This window comes from Enterobacter sp. RIT418, from assembly GCF_003057745.1.
In the GTDB taxonomy this organism is placed as follows: Bacteria; Pseudomonadota; Gammaproteobacteria; order Enterobacterales; family Enterobacteriaceae; genus Enterobacter.
In genome coordinates this window covers 54,469-80,963 of sequence record NZ_QBJD02000007.1, presented here as the reverse complement: position 1 = coordinate 80,963, position 26,495 = coordinate 54,469, and the positions used below count along the sequence as shown (strand labels likewise).

The window sequence follows — 26,495 nt, the reverse complement described above, 5'->3', positions numbered from 1 at the left end:
ATCTATAAGGTGATAAATTGCACATCCGTTAACGTCTTATAAAGATTTTCTGAAAATTACATATCACCTGATTTGCACATATCCATTCGCATCAACGCTTATTTACCTGTTTTAATTGAATATAAATAAAAACGCACAACTATGACATCACATTCCTGGCGGTCTTTGGTCAATAGCAAATATCAATTATCTTTACGTTTGTTTCTGTTCTTAAATGCAGCGTCTGCGTTATTTTCAATAACTAACCCGCTTTATTCCGTACGCGTGCTCTCGGTACCGCTTATCACCATTATTATCGTGAGCTGCGGGCTACTCGTTTGGCACTGGAAGCACCGTAGCCGGAAAATAAATATTCCCGTTATTTCAACGATCTTTGGCTGCTTATGGGCTCTGCAAATCGTCTCTAAATTTTCACTCATTACTCACGACCAGGCGTCCTATTTAATTCTGGTGTTATTAACCGTGCTGTTCATTGGTTCTCTGGCTTTTGCCAGTAATATCAAAGCATTTACGCTGCATTCATTGCCCTCTTTTATCGCCTGTCTCTGGTTAAGCAATCATGAACACTGGCTGCGCATGGCCTATTTCTTTGCCCTGCCCATGGTCGCCATCGGCATCCACCACGTGCTGCAAAGACGCAACGATATCTTTGCCCAGGACCTGCTTTCACGTCTTCTTGAAGAACGAGAAACGCTAACCGATCTCAGCATGATGGACCCCCTCACCGGTCTGTATAACCGTCGGGGCCTGCAAAGTCGGCTACAAAACCTCCCAGCGCCCGACGGCGGTGAGAACTTTGTGCTGCTGCTGGATATTGACCACTTCAAGGCTTATAACGACCACTATGGCCATATGATGGGCGATCAGGCACTCATCCGCGTATCGGCGGCCATCCGCGATGCGGTGCGTTCACGTGATATTGTCGCGCGCTTTGGCGGCGAAGAGTTCATGGTGCTATTGACCAATATCTCGCTGGAGCGCGCCCGCCAGACGGCGGAAAACATTCGTCAGAAAGTCTACGATCTTAAAATCCCGCATATGTTTAACCTCAGCGTTGCCACAAACGTCACGATCAGTATTGGCATTGCCATTTTTGAGGACGAAGACATTGAAGGCGCGCTGGAGAAAGCGGATAAAGCGCTGTACGAAGCCAAGCATATGGGGCGCAACAGCATTCTGCTAAGCGATGACTTGCAGACGGCCTGAAAACAGAGCCCTGAGCCGACAAAAGGCTTGCGATCGGTAATATCTATAGTTAGGATTGGCAATCATTATCATTTAGATTTCTATCCATACTATGGCAACACATACCGCACAGGCTGTTGACTCTATCCTCTGGCGAGCTCCACTCTCCTCGGGCAGCGTGACGCTTGCGGATGCCATTCGGGATAAAATTGCTGACACCCGCGCCCACCTGCTGGATTTTATCAAGCTTGATGAAGCCCATCCGCACCATGCGATGACGCTGGCGCAGTGGAAACGCCCTTCAGAACGTCAGTCGCTGCTGGCGGCCTATTCCGACCATATTTACCGTAACCAGCCAACCCTTCAGCGGGAAAAGAAACCGCTGCTCTCCCTTTGGGCGCAATGGTATATCGGCCTGATGGTGCCTCCTCTTATGGTGGCTTTGCTGACGCAGGACACCATGATCGACCTCTCTCCGGAGTATATCCACGTTGAGTTCCATGAAACCGGCCGGGCGGCCTGTTTCTGGATCGATGTTATCGAAGACCGGAATGCAAGGCACCTGACCGCTCAGGCGCGCATGGAGAAGCTCGTGACTCAGGCGCTGATCCCCGTCGTGGATGCGCTGGAGGAGACCGGGGAGATAAACGGGAAACTTATCTGGAGCAATACCGGCTATTTGATTCACTGGTATTTAACGGAGATGAAACCGCTCCTCGGCGACGAAATGGTGGAGGCTCTTCGCCAGTCCTGCTTCTTTACCAGGCAGTTGGCAGACGGCCGCGATAATCCGCTTTTCCGCACCGTGGTACCGCGAGATGGGCTGCTGGTACGCCGAACCTGCTGCCAGCGCTATCGCCTGCCGGACGTGCAGCAGTGCGGGGACTGTACCCTTAAGTAACGATGTCGTGTGCCGGGTGCGGCTTTACCTTACCCGGCACAAACGCCTCATGCTACCTGCTGATTTTCCTCTTCAGCATTCCGCTGCGCTTCTTCCGCCTCCTGCTCCAGCAGCTGCTTCTCGTACACCTTAAAGAACGGGAAGTAGATGATGGCTGAAACGCAGGCCAGCACGATGACCAGTATGGCGGCTCGGAAATCCCAGCCTAATGCCCACGCCGCCCCGACCGGCGCTGGCGCCGTCCACGGGACAACGGAAATCACGCGGCCAATCAGATCAAACTTCATGGCTGACCATGCCAGCACGGCGTTCACCATCGGTGCCAGCAGGAACGGTATGAAGAACACCGGGTTCATGACAATCGGCGTACCAAAGATGACGGGCTCATTGATGTTAAAGAAGCTTGGCACCACGCTTAAGCGGCCAATCGAGCGCAAATGGGCCGAGCGGCTGCGCAGATAGCAGATTACCAGTCCCATCGTTGCCCCCGAGCCGCCGATAACGATAAAGAACGTCCAGAATGCTTCCATAAAGATATGCGGCAGCGGCAGGCTGGAAGCCAGCGCGGTCTGGTTTGCACCCAGGTTAGTTAGCCAGAACATCTGCAGCATGCCGGAGACAATCGCGGCGCCGTGAATGCCTGCAAACCAGAGCAGATGGCCAATCAGCACCGCCAGCAGGATTGCAGGCAGCGAGTCAGCCGCCGAAACCAGAGGCTTGAAGATAGACATGATCGCCTGAGGGATCAGCATGTCGAACTGCGACTGAATCAACAGGCTCAGCGGATAAAGCGTCAGCACTACCACCAGCACCGGGATAAGCAGATCAAAGGAGTTTTTGATCATCGGCGGCACCTGGTCGGGCAGGCGAATGCCAATATTATGCGCCTTCAGGAAACGCATCATCTCAACGCAGTAAACGGCCACCAGAATCGCGGTGAAGATGCCGGTCCCGCCAAGGCTATCAACAGGCAGGCTTCCTTTGGTTTTCGGCGCGGCCACCAGCAGAAATGCCATCAGCGACAGCATCGCACACATAAATGGATCGAGCTGGTGAGTCTTTACGTAGTGTTTGCCCAGGTTGTACGCAATCGCGGCACAGATATAGATAGACATGATGCCCATCGTCATATCAAACGGCGTAAGAATTTGGCCCTCAAACTGCTTTGCCATATCCAGCCAGGCGCGGGCAAAGCCCCAGGTGGTATCCGGCGAAAATGGCGGATAGGCAAACACCAGCAGGAAGGATCCAACAATCATAAACGGCATGGCGGAAATAAAGCCGTCACGAATCGCCATAACGTGACGCTGGGAGGAGATCCGCCCGGCAATTGGGCTAACGTAATTCTCAACAAAGCGGAATATCAGATTAAACGCAGCATGGTTGGCAGACATAGCGGCTCTCCTGTCAGACGTTCATTTGGGGCGCATCTACGCCACGCGTTGTGCCATCAATCAGCTTCACAACCTGACTGGTTCGTACACCAGCGGAACTGCTTAAACGGAATGGTTTCATAATTGGCTCTTATTATTGGATACAGGGAACGTTACGTACTCAGTATTCATCTCTGAATCACGTACTGCAACCGGTTACTGTAACCGGTTTCTGTGAATGTGAAGGCGATCCAGAAATCAGGCCTGTGGGATATTTGTTACTGAAGAGATATTTACAGAGCATAATTTCTTATGACAGATTACGCAGGATATTTGTCAGGAGGAAACAATGAGTTTGCAGTCAGTACGGCAGTTTTTTGCCGACCACGCTCCGGATATTGAAGTCATTGAGCTCAGCCAAAGTACTGCGACCGTTGCCCTGGCCGCAGCCGCACACCGTGTCGAGCCGGGCCAAATTGCCAAAACCCTTTCGCTGAAGGTAAAGAATGAAGTGATTCTTGTGGTAGCGAAAGGTGACGCGCGTCTGGATAACAAAAAGCTGAAGGACACGTTTGGCGCGAAAGCCCGCATGCTCAGCAGCGATGAGGTCGTCACGATTACGGGGCACCCCGTCGGCGGCGTGTGCCCTTTCGGGCTGGAAACCCCGCTTTCGGTCTTTTGTGATGTGTCGTTAAAGCAGTATCCCGAAGTGCTGCCCGCAGCCGGTGCCGTTCATAGCGCCGTGCGTATTTCCCCGGAAAGAATGGCAGAGCTGACCTCTGCAAAATGGGTGGACGTCTGCAGTTGAATGACAGCGCCAGTGACGAGCTGGCGCTGTAAATGACTAGGCGGAAAATACTGGAACGTTTAATAACGAGCGATGCGTCTCTCTTACGGGCAGATGCGTAAGAATATCAGCAGCATCAAGAAGCCCCACATCAGAGTTAACCCCAAGCTTTACCATCGCGTTAAATTTATGTGCCCGAATGGTCTTGATATTGCGTTCAAGCTGTACCGCGATCTCTGGGATCGAATAGCCGCATGACATATACCGCAGAATCGCGCGCTCGGTCGGGCTGAGCATCCGATTCTGGCTAACGTACCAGTGGTTAATCATGTTGTCATTCACCCGGCGCGTTTCGCTGAGTAATGTCACCAGTCCATCGAGAAGATGCTCAAGCGGCGCCGATTTGCTAATGATGCCGTGCAGGCGAGAAGGTGACAGGTGGCTTATCAGCTTCGCTTCCATCTCATCCGACGCCAGCACAATCCGCTGAATGTGATTATGCGAAAAGGCAAGATCGCGCAAATAGGCCAGGCAGTTACGCCGCTCTTCCCGTTCATCGGACAATGAATAGACCAATGAGAAAAACGGCGTATGGGATAAGGCACTTTTAAACCCTTCAAACCTGCTGAATACATGTACCTGGTAATTATCGAGCGGAGATCGGGCAAAAAGATGTTCCAGCCCGACGGCACTCATTGCGCAATTTTCAATGACGGCGATATGTCTTGCTGCTGTGGTTTTTTCCATTCCTCAAACTCTCCATAGGCCGACATTAAACTCAGCTCTCGCATTCCCTGTGTACTGCTGATCCAGGCGTACATATCGGCATTACTTCGCAGAGATAACCGACGCATCGCACTGTTTTTCTGAGCACTGATCGTTTTGTTGCTCTTTTTCAGCAGCGTGGCGATTTGATTAATACCCCATCCTTTTCCCAGCAGACGTAAGACCTTGCGTTCGGAGTGCGTTAGCGCAACGAAACTCTCTTGCTCCTCTTCTAAAGCAGGTGTTTCCGGCATTAATAACGTCTGGCTAATCCGTTCCGCGCGTTCACTGCCGGCCCGAATCGCTTTTACCACGCCTTCAATAGGCTCCATATCTGAAAGCAGCGTGCTTTCAGGACGCATGAGAAGTTCCACGGCGAGGGGATAAAGTGGGCGAGAAACTAAAAATATCCAGTGAATATCCCTGTACTGATTCAGCAAGCCGTAATAATGCTCGAGCGTTCCCCGAGGGTTCCGGTAATCGCCCGAAATATCCGCAATAATTACCGAAGCGCGACGTAATTGAAGCAGCGTCAATTCCTGTAATGAACGACAATAGGTCAGTTCATATTCAGGAAAATGATGCGTCATTACGCCACCAAGCCCGCTTTGCATCACTGGTACCTTACTGATTACTACTCCGTGTTTACCATTCAATGGCAACATAGGCCCTCCATGTCCTTTTATCGTTTACGTAATAACCTTAAAACTCAACAAAGTATGATATTTTTCATCCATGAGCGAAAAAATAGGCAAACCTAATAAATTAAAATTCGCCCAAAACAGGGCTAATATCGCACAAATAACAATTAAATTTAATTAAAGTGGCATTAGAAGAATGAAAAATTAAAATTAGCAAAACTTAATTTATTATTATTATATTTCCATCATAAACATAACTATTACATATACCCCCCCGCGCGGCCGTCTTGCCTCATCGCTGTTTGCACAATTCTTGATCTGACCCAGAGTAAGAGGCACCACACTTTGTGCTAAAAGTAAGCAATTCGGGCCGCAAGGCTGCTCACTTTCTTATCGTCAGGGAGATCCATGCTGGAAGAACGGTCACGGCAACGTGCAACAACGCGGCTATGTATTCAGTGCGGGCTTTATTTATTACAGCACGGGGCAGAAAGCGCGCTGGTTGAGGAGCTCTCCACGCGCCTCGGTCTGGCGCTGGGAATGGACAGCGTAGAAAGCGCCATCTCATCAAATGCCATTGTGCTCACCACCATTAAAGACGGGCAGTGCCTGACCTCTACCCGCAAGAACCACGATCGCGGCATTAATATGCACGTTGTGACGGAGGTTCAGCATATCGTTATCCTGGCAGAACATAAGCTGCTAGACCTAAAAGGGGTCGAGAAACGGTTCAACCAAATCAAGCCGTTACGCTACCCGCGCTGGCTGGTTGTTATCATGGTGGGCCTGTCGTGCGCCTGTTTTTGCAAACTCAACGACGGCGGGTGGGACGGCGCGGCCATTACGTTTTTCGCCAGCAGCATTGCGATGTACGTGCGCCAGCTGCTAACCCACAGGCAAATGCATCCTCAAATCAACTTTTGCATCACCGCCTTTGTGGCAACAACGGTGTCGGGATTACTGCTGCGTGTCCCCACGTTCGTCAACACGCCCACTATCGCCATGGCCGCCAGCGTGCTGCTGCTGGTGCCGGGCTTTCCATTAATTAATGCCGTCGCCGATATGTTTAAAGGGCACATCAACACCGGCCTCGCGCGCTGGGCCATCGCGAGTCTATTAACGCTCGCGACCTGCATCGGGGTGGTGATGGCGATGACGCTGTGGGGGTTACGCGGATGGGCATAATGGAATTTTTACTCGCACTGATTCAGGACATGCTGCTTGCCGCCATTCCCGCCGTCGGTTTCGCCATGGTGTTTAACGTACCGCAGCGCGCGCTGCCCTGGTGTGCGCTGCTGGGGGCCATTGGCCACGGTTCGCGCATGGTGATGATGACGGCAGGTTTTAATATTGAATGGTCAACCTTTATGGCGTCGATGCTGGTGGGGAGCATTGGTATTCAGTGGTCACGCTGGTATCTGGCGCACCCTAAGGTCTTCACTGTCGCCGCGGTGATCCCCATGTTCCCGGGCATTTCAGCCTACACGGCGATGATTTCAGCGGTAAAAATCAGCCACTTTGGCTATAGCGAACCGCAGATGATTCTGTTGCTCAGTAATTTCCTGAAGGCGTCTTCTATTGTCGGGGCCCTGTCCATCGGCCTTTCGATTCCCGGCCTGTGGCTGTATCGTAAGCGCCCGCGCGTTTGAGATTTGTGTTCTCATGCAGCCATGGTAATAATCCCTGACTCCGTTTGGTGATGAAAAGGAAAGGATGTGGCTCCTCCTGACAGTGAACATCTCGACAATAATGAAAGCATCAGCCTGAAGGATAAAATTTTTCAGAGCGCCATTACCCTGTTTGCCGAGTACGGGCTAAACGGCGCGCGCATGGAGCAAATCGCCGAGAAGGCAGGCACGACAAAACGCATGGTGGTGTATCATTTCAAGAACAAAGAAAATCTGTACCTTCTGGTGCTTGAGCACGTTTATACCCAGATTCGCGCCAGCGAAAAACAGCTGAGTCTTGCCGGCATGCCGCCCGTGGAAGCGCTGGTGCAGCTTGTTGAAACCACCTTTGACTACCATGCCGATCATCCGGACTACATTCGCATCATCTGTATGGAGAACATGCAGCGCGGCCGCTTTATGCAGCAGTCTAGCTACCTGCGCCAGGTTAACCGCAGCGCGCTGGAGCTTCTGGAAGACCTCCTGCGTCGCGGCAAAGCGAAGCAGCTCTTCAACGATACGGTAGATGCCCGCGATCTACACAGGCTCATCAGCAGCTTCAGCTTCCACTACGTCGCAAACAGCTACACCTTTACCCTGCTGTTTGAAGAGGGGGCTAACGAAGCGGCTCAGCGCGAACACTACCGTAAAATGGCGGTACAGGTTGCCCTACGCTACACCTGCCCATAAAATCGCTTGCAATTATATCGCGCACTATCTATATTCATTTCATGAACGCAAAAACGAACTCTCCTGCCGAAGCGCTTATGCTGGATAACCAGCTCTGTTTTGCCCTTTACTCGGCAAATCTGGCGCTTAATAAGCTGTACCGGCGATTGCTGGCACCGCTTAACCTGACCTACCCGCAGTATCTGGTCATGCTGGTGCTGTGGGAGAAGGATGACGTAACGGTATCCGACATCGGTGAGCGGTTGTTCCTGGACTCTGCCACGCTGACGCCGCTGCTCAAGCGCCTGGAAAGCGCCGGGCTTATCACCCGCCAGCGCTCCCGACGGGACGAGCGCCAGGTCGCCGTTACGCTGAGTGACGCAGGACGTCAGCTGCAGCAGCAGGCCGCCGACATTCCGCATGCCGTCGGGTGCGCAGCGAAGTGTGATTCCGACACCCTGCTGGCGCTCAAGCAGCAGCTTGAGTTTTTGCGACAACAGCTACAGCGGGCGTAGGGCTATACTTTACGCGTCTTTATTTACCCACATAAATCGCACGCTATTTAATAGCGCACTTCAAATAAAATGAGGAACCTGCCATGTCTTTAGAAAAAGTTGTCTATACAGCCAAAGCAAAAGCAACCGGTGGCCGCGACGGCCGCGCAACCTCTTCCGATGGCGTACTGGACGTGAAGCTGGGCGTGCCAAAAGAGATGGGCGGCATGGGCGGCGAAGTGACCAACCCGGAGCAGCTGTTCGCCGCGGGCTACTCGGCCTGCTTCCTGGGCGCGATGAAGTTCGTTGCCGCCCGCGATAAATTCGCCCTGCCTAAAGAAGCATTTATCGAAGGCGAAGTGGGTATCGGCCCGCTGCCTACCGGTTTTGGTATTGAAGCCAAACTGAACATCCACGTCGAGGGCATGGACCCTGCTGAAGCGAAAAAACTGGTCGATGCGGCCCACATCGTGTGCCCTTACTCCAACGCCACGCGCGGCAACATCGACGTGACGCTGAACATTATCGCCTAGTCGCGTTCACTATCCTCTCCGTCCCGGAGAGGATATCATCCCTCTCCTTCCCTCCCCCTCCTTGTGCTACCATAAGCCCCAATCACGCCCGTAGTAACCCAGTTGAGAAAGTGTTATGTCCTCCAGAATCCTGACCTCCAGCATCGCTGGCATTGATGCCTTTATGCGCGATCCGCGCGGTATGCTGACGCATGCCGAAAAAGGCACGCTTGCGGTTTTTGCCGATAACGCTCCGGCGTTCTATGCAATCACGCCGGAACGTCTGGCACAGCTACTGGAAACCGAAGCGCGACTGTCTCGCCCGCCGAGCGACGTAAGCCTGGACACGCAATTTTTCGAAGAGCCGGCGAGCGGGCCGGTGGCCGTTCCCATGGGCAAGTTTGCCATGTATGCGGGCTGGCAGCCGGATGCAGACTTCCTGCGGCTGGCCGCACTGTGGGGCATCGCGCTTTCACAGCCCGTCACCCCGGAAGAGCTTGCCGCATTTACCGCGTACTGGCAGGCGGAAGGGAAAGTGTTCCATCATATACAGTGGCAGCAAAAGCTCGCGCGCAGCATTCAAATCAACCGCGCCAGCAATAATGGCCAGCCTAAGCGGGATATCAACGCTTTTTCAGAACCGGATAAACAGATCCCTAACGGATTCCGAGGTGCTAAATGAAAAATGTCGGCGACCTGATGAAACGTCTGCAGAAGATGATGCCCGCCAACGTCAAGCCCGCGTTTACCACGGGTGAAGAGCTGCTGGCCTGGCAAAAGGAACAGGGTGAAATCCGCGCGGCGGCGCTCGCCCGGGAAAACCGCGCCATGAAAATGCAGCGCACCTTCAACCGCTCGGGCATCCGCCCGCTGCACCAGAACTGCTCGTTTGATAACTACAAGGTAGAAACCACCGGGCAGATGAACGCTCTCGCCGCCGCGCGCCAGTATGTGGACGAGTTCGACGGCAACATCGCCAGCTTTATCTTTAGCGGCAAGCCCGGCACCGGGAAAAACCATCTGGCGGCCGCCATCTGCAACGAGCTCTTGCTGCGCGGAAAGTCGGTGCTGATTATCACCGTTGCCGACATCATGTCCGCCATGAAAGACACGTTCAGCAACCGTGAAACCAGCGAAGAACAGCTGCTCAACGACCTGAGCAACGTGGATTTATTGGTCATCGATGAAATTGGCGTGCAAACCGAATCGCGCTATGAAAAGGTGATCATCAACCAGATTGTCGACCGCCGCTCCTCCTCAAAACGCCCAACGGGCATGCTGACCAACCATAATATTGACGAGATGACCCGCCTGCTCGGCGAGCGCGTCATGGACCGCATGAAGCTCGGCAACAGCCTGTACGTCATCTTCGACTGGGAAAGCTATCGCAGCCGCGTCACCGGCAAAGAGTATTAGGATTTTTGCTATGAATGTGCGTCGAACCCTGGCGTTATACTGGTTCGACTTCCGGCCCAAAACGGACCTATTTTGAGTAAGCCACGATGAAAAAACAGATTCTCTTCAGCACACTTTTTAGCGTTCTGCTGGTTGCAGGCACGGCGCAGGCGGCATCCTGGCAGGATTCTTTGACCAGCGCCGCGAATGAACTCACTAAAGACAGCGGCAAAAGCCAGGGCGGACTGTCCGCGTCTTCGCTGACCGGCCTGCTCGGCAACAGCTCGCAAAGCCTGAGCGCGGGCACCATGAACAACGCGGCCGGGATTCTGGAATACTGCGCGAAGCAAAAGCTGGCGTCCGTTACCGACGCGCAAAACGTGAAAAATCAGGTGCTCGGCAAGCTGGGCCTGGACACCCAGGAGCAGAAGCAAGACACCAACTACATGGACGGGATTCAGGGCCTGCTCAACGCGAAAAACGGCCAGCAGCTCAACCTGGACACCCTCGGCAACTCGTCTCTGGGTAAACAGGTGAAAACCAAAGCCTGCGATCTGGTGTTAAAACAGGGCGTTAATTTCCTCTCCTGATCGCCCCCCATTTTCTGCCACAACATGCCGTGTTTATTGCATTAGCATTACAACGCGGCGTGAAATGAGCGTTTCCCCCCATAAGCCCTCTCTCAGCGTCCTCATGCCTGGATGCGACCGCCGTCAAATAAACGATTTTCTAAACCAAATCCTAACCACAGCACACTTTTGTGACACTAAAATTGCAGCTTAACGACATCGCGATTACATTGTATCACCCAAAAAATAAACGCTTAGCCAGCAAAGCAACTGGCGTCATGAGGATATGCTGTTGTCAGAGTTAATGTCCCTTGTCCTTTTTATGGCTTCCATCGGCATTTACGCCTGGAAAGCTGGCCGCAACACCTGGTGGTTTATCGCCACGCTGGTCGTTCTCGGCATTTTTATTGTTTTAAACATTACCTTATATGCCAGCGATTACTTCACCGGTGACGGTATTAACGATGCCGTCCTCTATACCCTGACGAACAGCCTGACGGGCGCAGGAGTTGGTAAGTACATACTTCCAGGCTTAGGCCTGGTTGTTGCGCTGGTAGCCATCTTCGGCTCACTGGCCTGGGTGCTGCGCCGTCGTCGACACCATCCCTATCATTTCGGCTACAGCGTGCTGGCGCTTATTCTGGCGCTGGCGTCAGTGGATGCCAGCCCGGCATTTCACCAAATTACGGAACTGGTGAAATCCCAGTCCCGCGATGGCGATCCGGATTTTGTCGCCTACTACAAAGAGCCGTCGAAAAAGATTGCCGAGCCTAAGCTCAACCTCGTCTATATCTACGGGGAAAGCCTGGAACGTACCTATTTTGATAACGACGCCTTCCCCAACCTGACGCCCGAACTTGGCGCGCTAAAAAACGAAGGCCTCGACTTTAGCCACACCGTGCAGCTGCCCGGCACGGATTATACTATCGCCGGTATGGTCGTCTCCCAGTGCGGCATCCCGCTCTTTGCGCCGTTTGAAGGGAACGCCTCGGCGTCGATGTCGAGCTTCTTCCCGCAGAATATTTGTCTGGGCGATATCCTAAAAAACTCCGGTTACGAAAACTACTTTATGCAGGGCGCGAACCTGCGCTTCGCCGGAAAAGACGTGTTCCTGAAATCCCACGGGTTTGACCATCTGTATGGTTCGGAAGAGCTAAAGACCACGGTCGCCGATCCTGCCTACCGCAACGACTGGGGCTTTTACGACGACACGGTGCTGGACGAAACCTGGAAGAAATTTGAGGAACTCTCCCGCGCGGGCAAACGCTTCTCGCTCTTTGCCCTGACCGTGGATACCCACCATCCGGACGGCTTTGTCTCGCGCACCTGCCAGCGCAAAAGCTACGACGTGAACGGTAAAAGCAATAAATCGTTCAGCGCCGTCGCCTGTAGCCAGGAGCATATCGCGGCGCTGGTCGAGAAAATCAAAGCCTCGCCGTACTTTAAAAATACGGTCATCGTCGTCTCTTCCGACCACCTGGCAATGAAAAACAGCGCATGGGACGATCTCAACAAGCTCGATCGCAGCAATCTGTTCTTCGTCCTTCGCGGCGACAAACCTCAGCAGGAGGTCATCGCCACCAAGCGCAACTCCATGGATAACGGCGCCACCGTGCTGGATATTCTGGGGGGCGATAACTTTATCGGCCTGGGGCGCAGCACGCTGTCGGGGCAGTCGCTGTCGGAAGTGTTCCTCAACATGAAGGAAAAAATCCTCGCGTGGAAGCCGGATATCATCCGCCTGTGGAACTTCCCGAAGGAGATGAAAGATTTCACGATAGATCGGGATAAAAGCATGATTGCCTTCTCCGGCAGCCACTTCCGCCTGCCGCTGCTGCTGCGCGTTTCTGACAAGCGCGTCGAGCCGCTGCCGGAAAGTGAATACTCCGCGCCGCTGCGCTTCCAGCTCGCTGATTTTGCCCCGCGCGATAATTTCGTCTGGGTCGACAGATGCTACAAGATGGGTCAGCTCTGGTCGCAGCCGCTGTCGCTTTCAACCGACTGGTGCGTTTCTCAGGGCCAGCTCGGGGGCGAACAAACCGTTCAGCACGTTGATAAGCCGCAGTGGAAAGGCAAAACCGCGTTCAGAGATACGGTCGTTGATACCGCCCGCTATCAGCGCAACGTGGATATGCTGAAAATTGTCGACAACGATATTCGCTATAAGGCGGACAGCTTTATCTTTAACGTGGCCGGCGCGCCGGAAGAGGTGAAGCAGTTCAGCGGGATCTCGCGCCCGGAATCCTGGGGGCGTTGGTCTAACGCCCAGCTGGGGGACGAGGTGAAAATTGAGTACGCGCAGACTCTGCCGGAAAAATTCGATCTGGTGATTACGGCTAAGGCGTTTGGGCCTAATGCCAGCCAGCCTATTCCCGTGCGCGTTGGTGATAAAGAACAAACCCTGACGCTCGGACACGACGTCAGCACCACGACGCTGCGCTTCGACAATCCCTCCCGAAGCAATACCGTTGTCATCGTTCCGCCGCAGCCGCAGTCGACGAACGAAGGGAATATTCTCGGCCATTCTCCGCGCAAGCTGGGGATTGGCATGGTCGAAATCAAAATCGTCAGTGCACAAGGTTAACGCGCCCGTGCCCGGCATTCTGCCGGGCACTTATGAAAATATATAATCCTATATAACAATTATAAATTAGATAAAAACACTTTATATTTCCCGATTTAATTTATAAATATCCCGCAAAAAGATAAATAAATAACATGTGCTGCTCTATGAATCATAACGGAGCATTACGCACTTTTATCATGCTTACCGGCTATAAGTTCGAATCCATCCGGGCACTTCGCAGCGAAAATGTGATTGCCTGGGAGGTATTGTCCACGGCAAATCCCCACGTCGATCTCGAAGATTACTTTGGCTCGATGTCCTTGGCGCAGCGTAAGGCGCACTTCTTTGCGCAGCTTCGTCATGCCATGTTTTGCGAGGCGGGAGAAAAGTATTATCTCAACGCAACATCGGATTTGCTGCTGGAAACGGACTTCCTCGACAGGATAAAAGAAGAAACGCCGTACCCGGAAAGGCTTGCGATCGAGGTCACCGATCTCCATGCGCTGGTACAGCTCAACGATGCGCAAAGCCTAACCCTGCGGATATGCATCGCAACGCTCCATCAGTGGGGGATCGAAGCGTGGGCTGACGATGTCTGCGAAGACATTCTTCCCAACCTTCTGACCAGCCAGATCCGCTTCTGCGGCATCAAAATTGACAAACACACCTTCTGGAGCGGACGCACCGAGCAGGCGAAGTTCCTGCATCTCACTCGCCAGTGCAAGCGCGTCGCCAGCAAGGTGCTGATAGAAGGCATCGAAACCGTGGGTGATTTCGAGCTGGCCCGTGCCAGCGTGGCTGACTACGGCCAGGGCTATCTGTGGGACAAAACATGACGCCATTCATTCCCAACGCTGGCTATCAGGTCATTATTCTAAGCGACAATGCTTTTTTATGGCTTGGCCTACATTCGATGATTTCAGCGGCGGTCACTCCCCGTCCGGAGATGTACTGGATCGATGACGTTACGCCTAAAGGGCTTCTGCGCCTACAGGAACGGCTGCTTAATACCCACCTCGGACAGAACTGGCTGGTATTTACGGACGCCGCGCGAGTCTGCGACGTTAACGCCTGCCTGCGCAACGCGCGGGTCAGAGTGGTCGCGGATAACCTATCTCTTGCGCAGCTGAGCCACAGTTTTAGCGACAAGACATTCGCTTTCGCAAACGCCGCCACGCTCTCGGATCAGGAGATGCGGGTATGCATGCTGTTGCATAAAGGATTCACTCCGGTCCGCATTGCAAAAATCCTGAAAAAATCACCTAAAACGATCTACACCCACAAGCGTAACGCGATGAACAAATTTTGCTGTCGCAGCATGGCGGATTTTCATCGAAAACTTTGCCTGCTGGACGCTTGGTCATTCTCTTTGTAATTGCACTGTTACTCATGTCAGGAAATAAGATCATGAAAATTATCACTACTGCTGTATGTTGTTCCGCTCTCCTGCTTCCTGCGGCCGCGATCGCCGCAGACAATACCGCAAGCGCGACGATGCACGTCTCGCTTGAGGTGGTGAAGTCCTGCACTCTCAAAGCCAACGACCTCAATTTCGCGAGCCACGGCTCGGATGAATCGGGCGAAATTCAGGCCAGCACGCAGGTCGATATTGTCTGTACCAACGGTACCCCGTTCACTCTCTCCGCCATCAGTAACGACAGCAGCGAGAACGGCACCTTCTGGCTGAAGCCGGAAAACGGCGAAACGGGCGCCCAGAAGATCGCCTGGAAACTCTTTGCTGACGAGGGCAAGCAGACGCAAATCACCAGCACCGATGGGCTAACCGACACCGGCAACGGTCAGCAGCAGAAAGAGACGCTCTATGGCGTGATTGACGCGGGTGCCCTGACGACTGCACAGGCAGGCGCCTACAGCGACGACATCACCTTAAACCTGGTGTACTGATCGTGCGTCGTTATTTTCCCTGCCTCATTCTGTGGATCCTGACGCTGGCGCTGCTGTCACGCTACGCGCTGGCCGCCACGCTGCAGGTGGCCCCCGTCACGCTTGGTATGCAAAGCGATCAAAGAGCGGCAGCGGTCACCCTCACCAACAGCGGAAAAACGGCCATTCATGCACAGTTACGGGTATACGAATGGACACAGAAAAACGGTCAGGATGTCCTGGTCGCCACCGATAAGGTCGTCAGCAGCCCGGCGATGACCGCGCTGGCGCCGGGCCAGCAACAGCTGGTCCGCATTATCGTCATGCAGCCAGACATCCGTGAACAAGAGCAAAGCTACCGGCTGGTCATTGATGAGCTGCCGGATAGCCCTTCCCATTCGGCCAATCCCAACGGCGTGCACTTCCTGCTGCGCTATTCGATTCCGGTGTTTATTGCCGGTGCCCAGAATAGCCCCGCCGGTCGCGATGCCCTGAGCTGTGAACAGGCAGACAGCCCGGCGGTTATCCGATGCTATAACGCCGGAAAAAGCCATATTCGCCTAAGCCATCTTGAGGCCCTGACGGCCAGTGGGCAGGTTGCGGGATCGGTTAAAGGCCTGGCGGGCTATGTACTGCCCGGACAGACCGCTCTGGTGAAACTTAAGCAAGCACCACACCATACGCTCAGCGCGTTACGCGTCTACCTCAACGATGATCTCCATGCCAGCCAGATACCCCTGCGCCCTCTCGCTTATCGCGCTCCTGCTTTGGCTACCGTTGATGCTGTCAGCCCGCGCTGATGGTGCCGCCGACACCGTGCAATGGCTGGCCATCACCGTTAATCGCGCCCCGCGGGGCGATCTATGGGCCTGCCGGGTGGTGGAAGATACGCTGTGGATTAGCGACAGCGACGTCAAAAAACTGGGGCTCCGCGCCCCAGATAACCACGGCGGATGGGTTGAACTGACGGCCCTGCCGGGCCTGAAGGTTGATATTGACCTGCTTGCCCAGCAGGTGTCGATTACGGCCGAGGCAAAGGCGCTCGAGGGGCAGCAGCATCTGACGCTCGAAAAATCGCCCCAGCAATACGCCTATCCCGAAGCCCAGCCCATCAGCGCATTTACGCTCGGCTACGCTCTCTACGCCAGCAATGCTCAGGGAAAGCGCCAGCTGAATGCCCAGACCCAGTGGACCGCGTCCGGGGTGCTGCCCGGGACGCTTAGCAGCAGCTTTTCAAGCCATGCCGGAGAGGAAAACAGCGCCGCCCGGCCCACCCATACGCGTCTTGAATCCCGCTGGCAGTGGGACAACACCGATTCGCTGACCACCCTGGCGCTGGGAGACAGCATCACCACGGGCACGCGCTGGAGTCGGCAGGTCCGCTTTGGGGGCCTGCACTGGGCGCGTAATTTCGAACTCGATCCCCATCTCAACACCGAACCGCGTAGCCGCTACAGCGACACGGCGGTCCTGCCTTCAACGGTCGATCTTTACATTGACGGGCTCAGGGAGAGCAGCCAGCGCGTCACGCCGGGGGCGTTTACGCTGGATGCTCTACCCACCTTCACCGGAAGCGGACAGGCGCAGCTGGTCATTACCGATATCAACGGCCAGCGTCGTACCGTACAGCTTGATGTATACGGGGCTCCGGGAATGCTGGCCGAAGGGCTTAGCAGCGGCTCTCTGGACATCGGCTGGATGCGGCAAAACTACGCCCAGCGCTCCGACGACTACGCCGCGTCGCCGATGCTCGACGCCGGCTGGCGCTATGGGGTCAACAACCAGCTGACGCTGGCGCTACATACGGAGCAGCAGCATAAACTGCGCAATATCGGAACGGGGATTGACTGGCTGATATCCCCAAACGCCGGCATTGTCAGCCAACACGTCGCGGTGAGCGACAGCCCATACGGTCAGGGGACACAGTGGGGTCTTGGCTGGCAATGGAACGGCGGCGGGACGAGCATCTCTGCCAGCACCGTGCGTACCAATCCTGCGTTCGCCGATAATGCCCGCATGAGCGGTGCCGTGCCCGTCAGGCGCAGCGATAGCGTGTGGTTAAGCCATTCATTCTCACACCTGGGTACGCCAGGCCTGGGCTGGGTGGAACAAGACATACAGGGCAATAAACAACGCTATTTCAACGCCTCCTGGTCCGTTACCCTACCGGCGCATATTTCCGCCACGCTGAGCTATACCCGCGCGTTTACGGACTCGTCGAGCAACGTTCAGCTTTTGCTCTCGGTCCCTCTTGGGCGCCAGAACACCCTCTCACTCCAGGCAAACCAGGATTCGCCGCGAATGGACTATCGCCACCAGCCAGACGACCAGACAGGCGGCTGGTCGTGGCAACTTGGGCAAAACGTTGGCGAACGCCGGGAAACGTATGGTGACGTGGGCTATCTGAGCCACGCCGGAGAGTGGCATGTTGGGCTGGAGAAAAGCGCAAACGCGAGCAATCAGTACGCCTCTGCCGAAGGCAGCCTGACGCTGCTGGATCACAGCCTGCACCCCCTGCGCTACAGCGAGCAGGGCTTAGCGCTGGTCTCAACGCGCGGTATCGGGCACGTGCCGGTGATGCTGGAAAATCGCCCGGCAGGCGAAACCGATGAGGACGGTTATATCCTACTGACCGACCTGCCGCGCTACCACAACAGCAAAGTCAGCATTAACCCGCTTGACCTGCCTGCCGATGTCATCGCCCCCGTCACCGACATGTATGCCAGGCCGGGTAACAGCAGCGCGGTAAAAGTCGATTTCAACGTCCATCACGCCGTGACGGTTCAGGCCAGGCTGGTCGACAGCCGCGGCACGCCGCTCCCGCTGGGCAGCATCGTTTCAACGCCACACGGCAGCACCATCGTGGGACGCGATGGGTTTATCTGGCTTGAAGACCCACCCCTGCCGGGTCAACTGGTGGTGAAAACCGGTGAGGGAGAGTGCCGGGTCACGCTTCCCGCGCCGCGTACCGCGTCATCCATACAGAATATCGGAGAACAACTGTGTCATTAAGAGTGCCGTTATTATTGCTGATCGTCCTGTCCATTAAGGTGATGGCCGCAGAGTGCTGGATAACCTCCACGCCCGCCATTAACTTTGGCAACGTCGTTGCGGGCAATACCACCTCCGTCAACACCGAGGTAAAATTTAGCTGTCAGGCGGATAATCTCGGGGCGACAGAGTACATCAACGTTTGCCTCAGCAGCATCGACGCCCCGCCCTTTCAGATGATCTCGCCGGGGGACCAGGAGGGGAAACAGTACACCCTTCTCTTCCGCCTGCTTAACGGCACAGCGCGCGCTCAGGAGCTGGGGCCAGCCAGCAGCGGGAACCTGATTCAGCAGACCCTGGCCGCGGATAGCAATGCCAACGTCAGCGGCAGCTTTCCGCTTATTGCCACCATACCGTCAGGGCAAAGCCAGCTTCCGGCATACCACTATTACAACTACAACATGAATCTGCGCATCGCCTGGCACAGCGCCATGCGTCAGGATGCGCTGCAAAACTGCTCGGACGGTTCCGCAGAAGGGGAAGAAGTGCAGGGCGGCACCAACGCGCAGGCCGAAATCAGCCAGGGATGCTACATCGAGCGCGTGACGCCGCTTAACTTCGGCACCCTGAGCAGCACCGCTACCCTGCGCCCGACGCGCTCCACCGCCACCCTCACCACGCGCTGCCCAGCCGGAACCGCGTTCACGCTCGCGATGGGAAAAGGCAATCATGCCAGCGGCAATCAGCGGCAGCTGTGCAACGATGAAGGCAAGTGCCTGCGCTACGGCCTCTGGCAGGATGCGGGGACCACCCAACGCTGGGGCGACCAAAGCAGCGGCGATGCGATGCAGGTCATCAACCCCGCAGGCGGCATGCAGAATTATACCGTCTACGGAGAGGTCCCGGCGCAGCCCCTGAGCGGCACGGGGGAATTCAGTGATGATGTGCTAATCACCCTGACTTATTAAACAGCGAAAAATCCCGTCTGGATCAATGTTATCGGTAACAATGACGCTAAAATAGCCAACAGCTCTGCTTCATCAGGCGAAAGGCCTGTTCTTTTATTCGTTATCTCTGTCTGTATTACAACACATTATGAAATACCTGCTTGCTGACGCCCTCGTCTACAATGACGAGGACGGTTCTGTTTCTCTGATTAATGCGCCGGATGAGGATGCGCAGATCCTCACCTGCACGGCCAATACCATCATGAAGCTGCTGGTGCAGCATCATGGGAACGTGGTCGAACGAGAAACGCTTCTTCACGAGGTCTGGGACAGACGCGGGCTGCAGGGGTCGAACAATTCGCTAAACCAGTACGTCAGCATTTTACGCAAATTGCTGGCAAGCCTGCTTCCCGACGTGCTGTTTATCGTCACCGTGCCTAAAACGGGCTTTATGCTCAGCGCAGACGTCACGGTCACCGCGCTGGACGAGCCGCGCCCGGCAGCCGAAACGGCGACATCCGCACGGCGGGTGCGTCCGGACGTGCTGTTCTGCGGTGCGCTCACGCTGGCGGTCGTTGCACTGTGCATCTGGATAGCGGCAATCAAGCCGGCAGGCCAGAAGCGCGAGGTCCATCTGCTGACCCATATTGGCGCCTGTCCGGTCTACACCTTTATGCCGCTGGCGGACGTTTTCCATGAGAGGGCGATTGGGCTGGCGCAGACGCTTCAGCAGGACGGTCATCTTCCGTGCCTAAAAAACTCGATTTTCTACATGCACATTCAGAGAACGCTTTTCTACGGCCACGAAGGGCGGGTGGTGCTCTCCCAATGCTCCCTCACGGAGGGTAAAGCCAGCGCCTGTCGTACGCTTTACTATTACGAGTGGTGATATGAGATACAAAAAAGTTTGGCTAATCCTCATCCTCAACCTGCTGCTGCTGGGCGCCGCGCTGGCGTGGTACTTTCACACGCCTCCGCTGTCGGTGGCCTGCGACGGAAACCTGACCTTTTCCGACCGTCGAGACAGCCATGATTTCACGTTCGACGGCGAGATCATCATGCGGTTTCATCCCGACAAAACGGGATACATCACGCTAAACGGCAGCGTGGTGAATGCGCAGCGCAGCTGGGAGGTCTCCCGCCAGGAGATGTTCAAATGGCGCCACGTAGAGGGCGAACTGTATGAGATTGTGATTCAAAAAGTGGAGCGTTTTAGCCATGACGCTATGCCGCCAGGGGTGTTTGAAAAATACGTCGCGGGCCTGGCGCAGGGCAATAAAAGGCTCCTGACGATAGAGCGCACCCCGGAAGACGCGCTGGTGATCAGCAATTTTTACTCTCCGGTGCTGATCTGCTCGGAGTAACGCTATACTCGCGCCATGAACATCACATTCCGCCCCACCACAGAACATGACGTTGCCTGCCTGCCCGCCATCGAGCGCGCGGCGGGCCAGCGTTTTCGCGACTCTCCTGAACTGGCGTGGCTGGCCGACGGAGACGTCATCTCTGCTGAACAGCATCGCGACTACGCCGAACGGGGGTACAGCTGGCTGGCGCTGGCGAACGACCGTCCCGTTGGGTTTATCCTCACGGAAGCGCACGCTTTGTCGCTGTTTATCGTGGAGCTTTCGGTGCATCTCGACTGGCAGGGACAGGGAATTGGCCGGCAGCTTATCGCCTGCGCGGCGGACCATGCGCGCTCAGCGGGGCTGACGTCGCTCACGCTGACGACGTTTCGTGACGTGCCGTGGAATGCGCCGTTTTACGCGCGGCTGGGGTTTGAATTCGTCACTGCGCTCACGCCTGAGCTGCGTCAGAAAAGGGAAGAAGAGGCCGCGCACGGCTTCGCGTTTGAAACGCGCTGCGCCATGCGCCTGCCTCTTAGTTAGAGCATTTCTCCGAATCGTTGGCCGGGTAAGGCATCGCCGCCCCCGGCACAACGCGCGGGATTAGAAGGTTTCCCAGTTGTCGCCCGCGTCGGCGGTTGCCGCTTTACGCGACATCACCGGAGAGACAACGCTTTTTGCAGCCGCCAGCTCGCGCGCCTTCATCTGCTCCTGCTGAATGCGGAACACCGCAACGGCCTGCGTCAGGCGGCTCGCCTGCTCTTCCAGCGCCGCGGCAGCGGCGGCGGATTCTTCCACCAGCGAGGCGTTTTGCTGGGTTACGCGATCCATCTCGGCCACCGCCAGACCCACCTGGTCGATGCCGCGGCTCTGCTCGTCGGACGCAGAGGCAATTTCGCCCATGATGTCGGTCACGCGGGTTACCGCATTCACGATTTCACCCATCGTTTCACCGGCGCTCTCGACAAGCGTCGAGCCCAGCTCGACGCGGCCCACGGAATCTTCAATCAGGCTCTTAATCTCGCGCGCCGCCTGGGCGCTGCGCTGTGCGAGGTTGCGCACTTCACCGGCCACGACCGCAAAGCCGCGCCCCTGTTCGCCCGCACGCGCCGCTTCTACCGCCGCGTTCAGCGCAAGGATGTTGGTCTGGAAGGCAATGCCGTCAATCACGCTGATAATATCGGCGATCTTCTGGGAACTGCCGGCGATATCGCGCATGGTTTGCACCACGTTATCGACAACCTTACCGCCTTTCTGCGCGGTTTCCGACGCGCTCAGGGCCAGGTTGCTGGCCTGGCGGGCATTCTCGGCGTTCTGCTTCACGGTGGCGGTCAGCTGTTCCATGCTCGCAGCGGTCTCTTCCAGAGAGGCGGCCTGCTGCTCGGTGCGAGAAGAGAGATCGTTGTTGCCCATCGAAATTTCGCTCGCGCCGCTGTAGATGGCGTTCGCTCCGTTACGCACGTCGCCCACGGTGCGCACCAGCTCGCCCTGCATGTGGCGCAGAGAATCGGCCAGCAGGCCCATTTCGTTGCTGCCGTCCACGTCGATGCGCTTCACCAGGTCGCCGCTGGCGATGTGGCGAATGCTGTCGATCAGGCGGTTCAGCGGCGAAATCAGCGCCTGCTTAATGCCCAGCCAGACGGCGATAATCACCACCAGCACGGCAACCAGCACGCTAATCAGCACCCAGATAGCCTGGCTGTAAGAGCTGTTGCTGTCTTCTACCGCCTTCTGGTACAGCGCGTCGTTCTGCTGCAGGTAGCTGACGTACTGTTTCTCAAAACCGTCCTGATAGCTCTGGGTCGGCTGGTCGAAGAAGGCGTTGATTTTGCCCGCGCCCAGCAGCTGGATCAGCTCGGCCAGCGCGCCGTGGTAGATATCGTAGTTGCGCTTAATCTCCAGCGCGGCGGCATCGCTTTGGCGAGGGTCGCGCGGCAGGGCTTCGTAATCCGCCCAGTTTTTCTCCGCCTGCTTAAGGGACGCCGACGCAATCTGCATCAGGTCGGAAACGGTCGCGCCGCTGCCGATATTGCTCTGATCCATCATGTAGCGGATGCCCGCGCGGTTGAGGGTATTACGGGTTTGCAGCAGCGCCACCCAGCTGCCGTTCAGCGTGGATTGTTGCTGGCGAATGGTTTGCAGGACGGTGAAATTCTCTTTGTCATGCTTGAGTGCATTAAAGAAAAGACCACCGGATGTCAGTTGAAGCAGGCCAAAAATGGCCAAAACCAGCAACAAGCTGGTGACAATCTTGATACGATTTAACATGTTTTCACTTTCCATCAGACAGATAACAGAATTTTCGGCCTGGAAGGAGAAAACTTTACGAAAATCGTACTAAAAGTGATGATTAATCCAACTCTTCTGGCTCTGCATTTTGCCGATTCCCCAGCGTAATAAATTCCTCCAGCAGCGCCGTCAGCTGCTGCATTTTCTCCGGCGTGAATTCCGCCTCAATGCGCTGATACGCCTCTTCCACCTGCGCCTGAGCGTGCTCATACAACGTATTGCCCGCTTTGGTCAGCGACACGTACAGCTTGCGCTGGTCGTTCACCGGCTTCAGGCGTAGCACCAGTCCGTCACGCTCCATGCGGGTAAGAATGCCCGTCAGGCTGGGGCGCAAAATACAGGTGCGAAACGCCAGATCGTGAAAATCCATCGACGGGTTTTCCGCCAGCACCCGCACGATGCGCCACTGCTGCTCGGTCAGGTTATGCCGCTTCACGATGGGCCGGAAGTAAGACATCGCCGCTTCCCGCGCCTGCAGCAGCGCGATGGTTAAAGAGTCATGCATAGTCACCCCAAAATTCATTAATACATAAACAATCTATAAGCGCTGGTTTTATAAACAACCCATTTTACGCTAAAAAGTCCAACAGAAATCACACATTTTAATTAAACTACTGTTTTTTATAGACATAATACACATGATGTAAATTTATTGTTATTCATATCACAAATTTTTTACTTCTGATTGCGAAATAACCAGCAAAAGCTTAAAACCAGATCATTAACATATTAATGAAATCACAGTCTGGATAACCGGCTGAGGAGTATGTGGATGAAAGGTACCGTTTTTGCCGTTGCGTTAAACCATCAAAGCCAGCTGGCGGCGTGGGGTGACGCTTTCACAAAGGCCCCCTACAACGCGCCGCCGAAAACGGCGGTCTGGTTTATCAAGCCCCATAACACCGTGATCCGCGCGGGTGACCCTATTCCGTTTCCGCAGGGAGAAACGGTGCTAAGCGGTGCCACCGTCGCGCTGGTGGTCGGTAAAACGGCAAGCAAGGTGCGCGCACAGGACGCGGCGGAATACATCGCCGGATACGCCCTGGCGAACGAAATCAGCCTGCCGGAAGAGAGCTTCTATCGCCCGGCGATCAAGGCCAAATGCCGCGACGGATTTTGTCCGTTAGGGGAGATGGTCGCCGTCGACAGCGTGGATAGCCTGACCCTCATCACCGAAATCAACGGCCGCGAGGCCGACCGCTGGAACACCGCCGACCTACAGCGCAACGCCGCAGAACTGCTGAGCGCCCTGAGCGAGTTCGCCACCCTCAATCCGGGCGATGCGATCCTGCTCGGTACCCCGCAAAGCCGCGTTGAGATCCGCCCGGGCGATCGCGTGCGCGTGCTGGCGAAGGGCTTCCCGCCGCTGGAAAACCCGGTGGTCGATGAGCGCGAGGTCGCTATCGTTCAGGGCCCGCATCCGCACCCGACGCTGTTCGCCCTCGGCCTGAACTACGCCGACCACGCCAGCGAGCTGGACTTCAAACCGCCTACCGAGCCGCTGGTGTTCATCAAAGCGCCCAATACCTTCAACGGCGATAACCAGACCTCGGTCCGCCCGGACAACGTTGACTACATGCACTACGAGTCCGAGCTGGTGGTGGTGATCGGTAAAACCGCGCGCAACGTCGGTGAAGCCGAGGCGATGGACTACGTCGCGGGCTACACGGTCTGTAACGACTACGCCATCCGCGACTATCTCGAAAACTACTACCGTCCGAACCTGCGGGTGAAAAGCCGCGACGGGCTGACGCCAATTACCCCTAACGTGGTGCCGAAAGCGGCCATTCCCGACCCGCACAACCTCGCCCTGCGCACCTTCGTTAACGGCGAACTGCGACAGCTTGGCACGACGGCGGATCTGATTTTCAGCATCCCGTTCCTGATTTCATACCTGAGCGCGTTTATGACCCTGCAACCGGGCGACATGATTGCCACCGGCACGCCGAAGGGGCTGTCCGACGTGGTGCCGGGGGATGAAGTGGTGGTGGAAGTGGAAGGCGTGGGGCGCCTGGTAAACCGAATTGTGAGTGAGGAGACGGCAAAATGAAAAAGATAAACCATTGGATCAACGGTAAAAACGTCGCGGGCAGCGACTACTTCCACACCACTAACCCGGCCTCCGGCGAGGTGCTGGCGGAAGTGGCTTCCGGCGGTGAAGCCGAAATCCATCAGGCCGTTGCCGCCGCCAAAGAGGCGTTTCCAAAATGGGCCAACCTGCCGATGAAGGAGCGCGCGCGCCTGATGCGCCGCCTGGGCGACCTGATCGACCAGAACGTGCCCGAGATCGCCGCCATGGAGACCGCCGACACCGGCCTGCCGATCCACCAGACCAAAAACGTGCTGATCCCGCGCGCTTCGCACAACTTCGCGTTCTTCGCCGAGGTGTGCCAGCAGATGAACGGCAAAACCTACCCGGTCGACGACAAGATGCTGAACTACACCCTGGTGCAGCCGGTCGGCGTCTGCGCGCTGGTGTCGCCGTGGAACGTGCCGTTTATGACCGCCACCTGGAAGGTCGCGCCGTGCCTGGCGCTCGGCAATACCGCGGTGCTGAAAATGTCTGAACTCTCCCCGCTGACCGCCGACCGCCTGGGCGAGCTGGCGCTCGAAGCGGGCATTCCGGCGGGCGTGCTGAACGTGGTGCAGGGCTACGGCGCGACGGCGGGCGACGCGCTGGTGCGCCATCACGACGTGCGGGCCGTGTCGTTTACCGGCGGCACCGCCACCGGGCGCAACATCATGAAAAACGCCGGGCTGAAGAAGTATTCCATGGAGCTGGGCGGCAAATCCCCGGTGCTGATTTTTGAAGACGCCGACATCGAGCGCGCGCTGGACGCCGCCCTCTTCACCATCTTCTCCATCAACGGCGAGCGCTGCACCGCGGGCTCGCGCATCTTCATCCAGCAGAGCATCTACCCGGAGTTCGTCAGGCGCTTTGCCGAGCGCGCTAACCGCCTGCGCGTGGGCGACCCGACCGATCCGAACACCCAGGTTGGCGCGCTGATAAGCCAACAGCACTGGGAGAAAGTGTCCGGCTATATCCGCCTCGGCATCGAGGAAGGGGCAACCCTGCTGGCGGGCGGGCCGGACAAACCGACCGATCTGCCCGCGCACCTTCGCGGCGGCAACTTCCTGCGCCCAACGGTGCTGGCGGACGTCGACAACCGCATGCGCGTGGCGCAGGAGGAGATCTTCGGGCCGGTGGCCTGCCTGTTGCCGTTTAAGGACGAAGCGGAAGGGCTGCGGCTGGCGAACGACGTGGAGTACGGCCTGGCGTCCTACATCTGGACCCAGGACGTCAGCAAGGTGCTGCGCCTGGCGCGCAACATCGAAGCCGGCATGGTGTTTGTGAATACCCAGAACGTGCGCGACCTGCGCCAGCCGTTTGGCGGCGTGAAGGCCTCCGGCACCGGGCGCGAGGGCGGCGAGTACAGCTTTGAGGTGTTTGCGGAGATGAAAAACGTCTGTATCTCCATGGGCGACCATCCAATTCCAAAATGGGGAGTCTGAT

Annotated in this window: 28 protein-coding genes; 23 read left to right on the top strand and 5 right to left on the bottom strand. The window is 56.0% G+C overall.

Annotated elements, in window-relative coordinates:
* The first annotated feature begins 141 nt into the window (after window positions 1-141).
* Entirely contained in the window at window positions 142-1,206 is a 1,065-nt protein-coding gene (locus DBY73_RS10070) for a diguanylate cyclase (protein WP_112011019.1), read from the top strand.
* A 91-nt stretch (window positions 1,207-1,297) separates the two neighbouring features.
* Complete coding sequence (gene fhuF / locus DBY73_RS10065) at window positions 1,298-2,086, top strand: siderophore-iron reductase FhuF (protein WP_112011018.1); 789 nt, start codon at window positions 1,298-1,300, stop codon at window positions 2,084-2,086.
* A gap of 47 nt (window positions 2,087-2,133) precedes the next feature.
* Here fhuF and DBY73_RS10060 read toward each other — a convergent pair whose 3' ends face one another.
* Window positions 2,134-3,480, bottom strand: coding sequence for a PTS sugar transporter subunit IIC (locus tag DBY73_RS10060; protein ID WP_112011017.1), 1,347 nt, complete (start codon window positions 3,478-3,480; stop codon window positions 2,134-2,136).
* Between the two features lie 328 nt (window positions 3,481-3,808).
* On the opposite strand from DBY73_RS10060, the gene DBY73_RS10055 reads away from it, so the two are divergent.
* Complete coding sequence (locus tag DBY73_RS10055) at window positions 3,809-4,267, top strand: YbaK/EbsC family protein (RefSeq protein WP_112011016.1); 459 nt, start codon at window positions 3,809-3,811, stop codon at window positions 4,265-4,267.
* A gap of 36 nt (window positions 4,268-4,303) precedes the next feature.
* Here DBY73_RS10055 and bglJ read toward each other — a convergent pair whose 3' ends face one another.
* Together bglJ and DBY73_RS10045 are read right to left on the bottom strand one after the other, a co-directional pair.
* A complete protein-coding gene (gene bglJ, locus DBY73_RS10050) occupies window positions 4,304-4,942 on the bottom strand; it encodes a DNA-binding transcriptional activator BglJ (protein WP_112011015.1) in 639 nt (212 codons plus the stop codon).
* Window positions 4,939-5,676 (bottom strand): LuxR C-terminal-related transcriptional regulator, encoded by a 738-nt coding sequence (locus tag DBY73_RS10045; RefSeq protein WP_112011014.1) that lies wholly within the window; start codon window positions 5,674-5,676, stop codon window positions 4,939-4,941. Before DBY73_RS10045 ends, bglJ begins: the two co-directional genes overlap by 4 nt.
* 384 nt (window positions 5,677-6,060) lie before the next feature.
* On the opposite strand from DBY73_RS10045, the gene DBY73_RS10040 reads away from it, so the two are divergent.
* From DBY73_RS10040 to DBY73_RS09955, 18 genes are all read left to right on the top strand, one after another.
* Window positions 6,061-6,837 (top strand): threonine/serine exporter ThrE family protein, encoded by a 777-nt coding sequence (locus DBY73_RS10040; protein ID WP_112011013.1) that lies wholly within the window; start codon window positions 6,061-6,063, stop codon window positions 6,835-6,837.
* A complete protein-coding gene (locus DBY73_RS10035; protein ID WP_112011012.1) occupies window positions 6,828-7,301 on the top strand; it encodes a threonine/serine exporter in 474 nt (157 codons plus the stop codon). Before DBY73_RS10040 ends, DBY73_RS10035 begins: the two co-directional genes overlap by 10 nt.
* 66 nt (window positions 7,302-7,367) lie before the next feature.
* Entirely contained in the window at window positions 7,368-8,009 is a 642-nt protein-coding gene (locus DBY73_RS10030) for a TetR family transcriptional regulator (RefSeq protein WP_112011011.1), read from the top strand.
* A 41-nt stretch (window positions 8,010-8,050) separates the two neighbouring features.
* Window positions 8,051-8,503, top strand: coding sequence for a MarR family transcriptional regulator (locus DBY73_RS10025; RefSeq protein ID WP_112011010.1), 453 nt, complete (start codon window positions 8,051-8,053; stop codon window positions 8,501-8,503).
* 83 nt (window positions 8,504-8,586) lie between these two features.
* Entirely contained in the window at window positions 8,587-9,015 is a 429-nt protein-coding gene (locus DBY73_RS10020; RefSeq protein ID WP_010427173.1) for an organic hydroperoxide resistance protein, read from the top strand.
* A 115-nt stretch (window positions 9,016-9,130) separates the two neighbouring features.
* On the top strand, window positions 9,131-9,676 hold the full coding sequence (gene dnaT / locus DBY73_RS10015) for a primosomal protein DnaT (protein ID WP_112011009.1): 546 nt from the start codon (window positions 9,131-9,133) through the stop codon (window positions 9,674-9,676).
* Window positions 9,673-10,410 carry a DNA replication protein DnaC gene (gene dnaC, locus DBY73_RS10010; protein ID WP_112011008.1) on the top strand — a complete coding sequence of 246 codons (738 nt, stop codon included), beginning with the start codon at window positions 9,673-9,675 and terminating at the stop codon, window positions 10,408-10,410. The genes dnaT and dnaC overlap by 4 nt, the downstream gene beginning before the upstream one ends.
* An 86-nt stretch (window positions 10,411-10,496) precedes the next feature.
* Window positions 10,497-10,979, top strand: coding sequence for a DUF2501 domain-containing protein (locus DBY73_RS10005; RefSeq protein WP_112011007.1), 483 nt, complete (start codon window positions 10,497-10,499; stop codon window positions 10,977-10,979).
* Between the two features lie 271 nt (window positions 10,980-11,250).
* Entirely contained in the window at window positions 11,251-13,542 is a 2,292-nt protein-coding gene (gene opgB / locus DBY73_RS10000; protein WP_112011152.1) for a phosphatidylglycerol--membrane-oligosaccharide glycerophosphotransferase, read from the top strand.
* Window positions 13,543-13,721: 179 nt separating this feature from the next.
* The gene (locus tag DBY73_RS09995; protein ID WP_112011006.1) at window positions 13,722-14,360 is read left to right on the top strand and encodes an EAL domain-containing protein; all 639 of its coding nucleotides are present in this window, start codon (window positions 13,722-13,724) and stop codon (window positions 14,358-14,360) included.
* On the top strand, window positions 14,357-14,899 hold the full coding sequence (locus DBY73_RS09990; RefSeq protein WP_112011005.1) for a helix-turn-helix transcriptional regulator: 543 nt from the start codon (window positions 14,357-14,359) through the stop codon (window positions 14,897-14,899). The genes DBY73_RS09995 and DBY73_RS09990 overlap by 4 nt, the downstream gene beginning before the upstream one ends.
* Window positions 14,900-14,931: 32 nt before the next feature.
* Window positions 14,932-15,429: a spore coat protein U domain-containing protein gene (locus DBY73_RS09985; protein ID WP_112011004.1), complete on the top strand. Its 498-nt coding sequence runs from the start codon at window positions 14,932-14,934 to the stop codon at window positions 15,427-15,429.
* 2 nt (window positions 15,430-15,431) lie between these two features.
* Entirely contained in the window at window positions 15,432-16,208 is a 777-nt protein-coding gene (locus DBY73_RS09980; RefSeq protein WP_112011003.1) for a molecular chaperone, read from the top strand.
* On the top strand, window positions 16,129-18,420 hold the full coding sequence (locus DBY73_RS09975; RefSeq protein WP_258458429.1) for a fimbria/pilus outer membrane usher protein: 2,292 nt from the start codon (window positions 16,129-16,131) through the stop codon (window positions 18,418-18,420). The genes DBY73_RS09980 and DBY73_RS09975 overlap by 80 nt, the downstream gene beginning before the upstream one ends.
* Entirely contained in the window at window positions 18,411-19,367 is a 957-nt protein-coding gene (locus DBY73_RS09970) for a spore coat U domain-containing protein (protein WP_112011001.1), read from the top strand. Before DBY73_RS09975 ends, DBY73_RS09970 begins: the two co-directional genes overlap by 10 nt.
* A 127-nt stretch (window positions 19,368-19,494) precedes the next feature.
* Window positions 19,495-20,235: a winged helix-turn-helix domain-containing protein gene (locus DBY73_RS09965; RefSeq protein ID WP_112011000.1), complete on the top strand. Its 741-nt coding sequence runs from the start codon at window positions 19,495-19,497 to the stop codon at window positions 20,233-20,235.
* A gap of 1 nt (window position 20,236) precedes the next feature.
* Window positions 20,237-20,710 (top strand): FidL-like protein, encoded by a 474-nt coding sequence (locus DBY73_RS09960; RefSeq protein WP_112010999.1) that lies wholly within the window; start codon window positions 20,237-20,239, stop codon window positions 20,708-20,710.
* A 15-nt stretch (window positions 20,711-20,725) separates the two neighbouring features.
* Window positions 20,726-21,235, top strand: coding sequence for a GNAT family N-acetyltransferase (locus DBY73_RS09955; RefSeq protein WP_112010998.1), 510 nt, complete (start codon window positions 20,726-20,728; stop codon window positions 21,233-21,235).
* A 60-nt stretch (window positions 21,236-21,295) separates the two neighbouring features.
* Here the strand turns inward: DBY73_RS09955 and tsr are convergent, their stop codons facing one another.
* Both tsr and hpaR read right to left on the bottom strand, forming a co-directional pair.
* Window positions 21,296-22,960 (bottom strand): methyl-accepting chemotaxis protein, encoded by a 1,665-nt coding sequence (gene tsr / locus DBY73_RS09950; protein ID WP_112010997.1) that lies wholly within the window; start codon window positions 22,958-22,960, stop codon window positions 21,296-21,298.
* A gap of 82 nt (window positions 22,961-23,042) precedes the next feature.
* A complete protein-coding gene (hpaR, locus tag DBY73_RS09945) occupies window positions 23,043-23,486 on the bottom strand; it encodes a homoprotocatechuate degradation operon regulator HpaR (protein ID WP_112010996.1) in 444 nt (147 codons plus the stop codon).
* 267 nt (window positions 23,487-23,753) lie between these two features.
* On the opposite strand from hpaR, the gene hpaG reads away from it, so the two are divergent.
* Both hpaG and hpaE read left to right on the top strand, forming a co-directional pair.
* Window positions 23,754-25,031 (top strand): 4-hydroxyphenylacetate degradation bifunctional isomerase/decarboxylase, encoded by a 1,278-nt coding sequence (gene hpaG / locus DBY73_RS09940; protein WP_146745761.1) that lies wholly within the window; start codon window positions 23,754-23,756, stop codon window positions 25,029-25,031.
* Window positions 25,028-26,494 carry a 5-carboxymethyl-2-hydroxymuconate semialdehyde dehydrogenase gene (hpaE, locus tag DBY73_RS09935; protein ID WP_112010994.1) on the top strand — a complete coding sequence of 489 codons (1,467 nt, stop codon included), beginning with the start codon at window positions 25,028-25,030 and terminating at the stop codon, window positions 26,492-26,494. The genes hpaG and hpaE overlap by 4 nt, the downstream gene beginning before the upstream one ends.
* Window position 26,495: the final 1 nt, after the last annotated feature.